The following is a 4,182-nucleotide window of genomic DNA, read 5'->3' on the forward strand; positions in this document are numbered from 1 at the left end:
TCATGGTCATTGCTGACACCGTTCGGATGCTCATGTTGGTAATCCTGTCGTTTCGACGTCTTGGATTCAACTTTGTGGAAATTGCCTGTTTTGCCTTGATTATGGCTGCGTGTGACTCCATCTTTTACCCCGCCTACAGCGCACTAATACCGGCAGTTGTAGGCAAGGCGGATTTGCAACAAGCCAATGCAATTCAAAGTTTTACCTCGCAATTGTTTCGTTTCCTCGGACTGTCCGTTTCTGGAGAGGTATTGGGTGCAATAGGATTCGAGTGGACTTTGGGTGTCGATATGGAAAGTTTTTGCTTCTCCGCATTGACATTACTTGCCGTCTATCCATCATTCGAATCCCTCCGCCCAGCGCCTGAAGGGCGCTTGAAATCTTACCGAAGAGAGTTGGCCGACGGACTCTCGTAGGGGTATGGCAACGATTCGTTAATTTTCCGCCATATGCCATGTTGTGGTAATTGCGGCGCGTTAAGGAGGTCCTTTTGAGGTAAACCCTAACCGGATGTCAGACTGACTCGGAACCGCACCTCCAAATAACGCACCAGATACACCTTCCCGCGGAGCTTTGGCTTGATCGCCTTGGTGAACCACAGGTCGACGACATAGTGGAGGTAGAGATTACTTAAGAGCACACTTATCGACCCTCCCTGAGGCGTTCCTTCTGTACTCTCGTGTATCTGTCCCGCTTCCAGAACACCGACTTTCAACCACCGACGAATGAGACTCAGGATGCGTGTGTCTCCCACGCGATGCTCTACAAAGCGCATCATCCACTGGTGGTCTAGACTTCCGAAGAAGTTCTTCAAATCGGCTTCTAAGACCCAACTCACGCGACGATGATGGTAAAACGATGGAGGCGATGGGTACAATGGGGCCTCCCGATCATGATCTTGTCCGCGGTGCTATGGCACACGGGGGGCATCTCGACACGGCGCTAGGTCTCCATGGGGGTGGCCCGCGCGGATTTCCCAATGGAGTCAGCGATCCGGGGTATTAGTCCGGGATGACGCAATATGAATGCATGAGCGAAAGGGTCTCCCTCCATACAGAAAGGATGGACAACATGACACACATGATACGGATTACGCAGGTATTGACGAGCCTCGCGTCATTAGCGATGATGAGCGGCACCTCAATGGCAGCGGCTCGGTCTATAGTCACTCAAGCGCAGACGATGAATAGTTCTTTAGGTGGTATTAACCAGATCATCGTTGTCCACGTTCCAGCGTCCGCAGGTCAAGGCCCGATTTCAACTCAAGAGCAAAGCTTTATTGAAGGGCTACCAACTAAAATTCAACAAGAGTTCAATGGACTTGTTCAGGCCGACGAGAATGGTACGCAAGCCGCATTCTTAAATTCCCTCTTAGGACAACGACTTCACTTAGCCGAAACATTTCTTGGATTGTCCGATGTCAACAATCCTAGCTAGCTATTGGACCTTGCCTAAAGCATCGTTGCAACCGGGTCAGGAGAGGGTTTAAGGTCTTTTGTGTAAACGTTCCGTCCTGCGATAAAATCAGGAGATATACCGAACCCATGCTCTGGGGCCATTCGATGATACCGTCGCCCGAATCGCCGGCGTCAAGGCATTCCCTACGGGCGGCCTCGCCGGCCTTGACGTCGGCGCGGGCGCCGAGTGGACAGGTTTTGCCCCCAGAGGAATGGGGTTGAGGGACGATTGCTTTCACATCAAGGAGGTCGACACCGTGTCCCTACTCACTCCGGCACAATTGAAACAGTTCATTGCCGAGAACCACCTCAAGACCGCCCAGGATGTGCAGGAGGCCCTGAAAGCCGTGTTTGCGGAGACGCTGCAAGCGATGCTCGAGGGCGAACTGAACACCCACCTGGGCTACGAGAAGTATGCGATTGAGCACAAACAGACCCCCAATAGCCGCTCGAAGAAGACCCTGAGCACCCAGTATGGGGACGTGGCGCTGGCCATCCCCCGGAACCGTCAGGGTACCTTCGAGCCGGCCGTGGTGCCGAAGTATCAGACCACGATGCCAGGCATTGAAGACCAAATCGTGGCGCTTTATGCCCGCGGGATGACCACCCGCGACATCCAGGCCCAACTGCAGGACCTCTACGGCATGGACGTGTCGCCCACCCTCATTTCCAATGTCACGGATAAGCTGTTGCCCTTGATCCAGGAATGGCAACAACGGCCGCTGGCGGCCGTGTACCCCGTGGTCTTTTTGGACGCGGTCCATTTCAAGGTGCGGCAGGAAGGGCGGGTCGTGACGAAAGCCGCGTATATGGTCGTGGGCATCACCTTAGAGGGCTACAAAGACGTGCTCGGGATGTGGATCGGGGAGCACGAGTCGGCCAAGTTTTGGCTGACGGTGCTGACCGAGTTGAAAGGCCGGGGCGTGCAGGACATCCTCGTCGTGGCCGTGGACAACCTGACCGGGTTTAGTGAGGCCATTGCCAGCGTGTTCCCGCGGTCGGACATCCAGAAGTGCATTGTGCACCAGATCCGGAATGCGCTGAAGTACGTGGCCCGCAAGGATTATGCCGCGGTCACGCCCGATTTGAAGCCCATCTATAAGGCCGACACCGAAGACGGGGCGAAACTAGCTCTGAATACCTTTGAGGAGACGTGGGGGAAGAAATACCCCATGGTGGTGCGGTCGTGGCGTGAGAATTGGACGGAACTGATGACCTTCTTCCAATACCCGCCGGCCTTGCGCAAAATCTTGTATACCACGAATCTCATCGAAGGCTTTCACCGCCAATTGCGGAAGGTCACCAAGAGCAAATCCCAATTCCCGACCGATGACGCCCTCGTCAAAATGCTGTACCTGGCCACACGCGAAGCTACCCGGAAATGGACCGCCCGGATCCAAAATTGGGGGGAAATCTTAGGGCCGCTCGAAATCTATTTCGAAGACCGGGTCCGCCGACCCTTACAAGATCTGGAGTCTTGAAAAACCCTTTACACAAAATCCTTGACACTTCCGGTCAGGAAGTGAAATATGTATTCCCAGATGGTAGTACTGCAACGATGCTAATGAAGCAAACCATAATCTCGGCAGATAGTCTGAGTGTCTTGAAATCCATGTCCATATTTTTACCTGACATCAGATAAAGCCTGACGGTGGTACGCGAACACTGTCATCCGATAATTTAGGTAATGAACACTACGAAGATATCAACGAATTTTCGGACAGCACACCCGTGTATTGGGTTAATGACTATTTGTATACCGACGTGGTTGGTACGTCTTCTGGCAGTAATATCAACATTAATATTTATGATACCTGGGGTGTGGCGGATTCAGGGGGAATTGCGACCTCCTCATATGATGGCGACGCACACACCGTGGATAATAATACAGATCAAGCGTGGGCTCAAGCGACGTTTACTAATCATTATGAAGTGGCAGGAATAGGAGTGTCTGGCACTGAAGTAATGTCTACACACTACGATGGGGTTGGTAACACGTCAAGCTATGATGTGTCGATTAGTGACAGTTAGAGGCACGCATCGGCGATAACCTGTTGGTATAAGCATATCAGCCGGTTGGCGAATTCAACCGACTGATATGCTTATGATTTGATTTAGGGAAGTACATTCACGTGTTGCGTGTGATGATGATATACGCGTAATAACCGCATGACGACAAAGATTTGTATCCCAATAGCGCCGGCTATGCCGATGAGGCGAATGATGATAGGCATCAAGGAGGGCATTGCACCGAACGCGGCCTGGGAAATTGTGGTCTCCGCCACGATAAGCCATATGAGCAATCCCCCCGGCCACACCAGAGTTCCGAGTACTTTATCGGACCGACTCCACAGCGTCGACCGCCACAACAATATGACCCCAAAGATCCACCCGACCAGAAATATGAACCCCCCAAAGAGTATCATCCATGGAGCCCAATAGTCACTCCGTGATGGTTCTGCGATCGGGGGCAGTCCCGACTCTAAACGGATAAGTTCCGGACTGCCGAGTTGATTTAACAACTCGCGGATGTCGCTCTCGGTTTCATTGTTGAGTCTGCCGCGCACGGTTTCAATGTGATCAGCGATATCGCTGACGATCCCGTTCCGTCGTTCGGACGGAAGATCGCTAAGAGCCAATGATAGCTCGTCCAGATACCGATTGACTAAAATATCACTCGGATTCGCATTCGCGGTCATGGGTTTTCCTCCTGTGTTCGAGATAA

General features: G+C 52.4%; 6 protein-coding genes. 4 read left to right on the forward strand and 2 right to left on the reverse strand.

Features of this window, described 5'->3' with window-relative positions:
• Positions 1–416 (forward strand): MFS transporter (locus ACOJWD_RS04840; protein ID WP_486992093.1); only part of this gene is annotated, 416 nt, incomplete at its 5' end.
• 86 nt (positions 417–502) lie between these two features.
• Here ACOJWD_RS04840 and ACOJWD_RS04845 read toward each other — a convergent pair.
• Positions 503–877: a reverse transcriptase domain-containing protein gene (locus tag ACOJWD_RS04845; protein WP_486992094.1), complete on the reverse strand. Its 375-nt coding sequence runs from the start codon at positions 875–877 to the stop codon at positions 503–505.
• Positions 878–1,071: 194 nt separating this feature from the next.
• Here ACOJWD_RS04845 and ACOJWD_RS04850 point away from each other — a divergent pair, with 194 nt between their 5' ends.
• From ACOJWD_RS04850 to ACOJWD_RS04860, 3 genes are all read left to right on the forward strand, one after another.
• Entirely contained in the window at positions 1,072–1,437 is a 366-nt protein-coding gene (locus tag ACOJWD_RS04850; RefSeq protein ID WP_486992095.1) for a hypothetical protein, read from the forward strand.
• Positions 1,438–1,669: 232 nt separating this feature from the next.
• A complete protein-coding gene (locus ACOJWD_RS04855) occupies positions 1,670–2,938 on the forward strand; it encodes an IS256 family transposase (RefSeq protein WP_486992096.1) in 1,269 nt (422 codons plus the stop codon).
• Positions 2,939–3,188: 250 nt separating this feature from the next.
• Entirely contained in the window at positions 3,189–3,488 is a 300-nt protein-coding gene (locus tag ACOJWD_RS04860) for a hypothetical protein (RefSeq protein ID WP_486992097.1), read from the forward strand.
• 83 nt (positions 3,489–3,571) lie between these two features.
• Here the strand turns inward: ACOJWD_RS04860 and ACOJWD_RS04865 are convergent.
• The coding region (locus ACOJWD_RS04865; protein WP_486992098.1) for an HAAS signaling domain-containing protein at positions 3,572–4,182 on the reverse strand (611 nt) is incomplete at its 5' end.

Source organism: Sulfobacillus sp. TH-112 (assembly GCF_057473405.1).

Bases quoted from the DNA above. Each gene is read 5' to 3' on its own strand.
- ACOJWD_RS04855 (WP_486992096.1), top strand. From the start codon at position 1,670: ATGGGGTTGAGGGACGATTGCTTTCACATCAAGGAGGTCGACACCGTG.
- ACOJWD_RS04850 (WP_486992095.1), top strand. From the start codon at position 1,072: ATGACACACATGATACGGATTACGCAGGTATTGACGAGCCTCGCGTCA.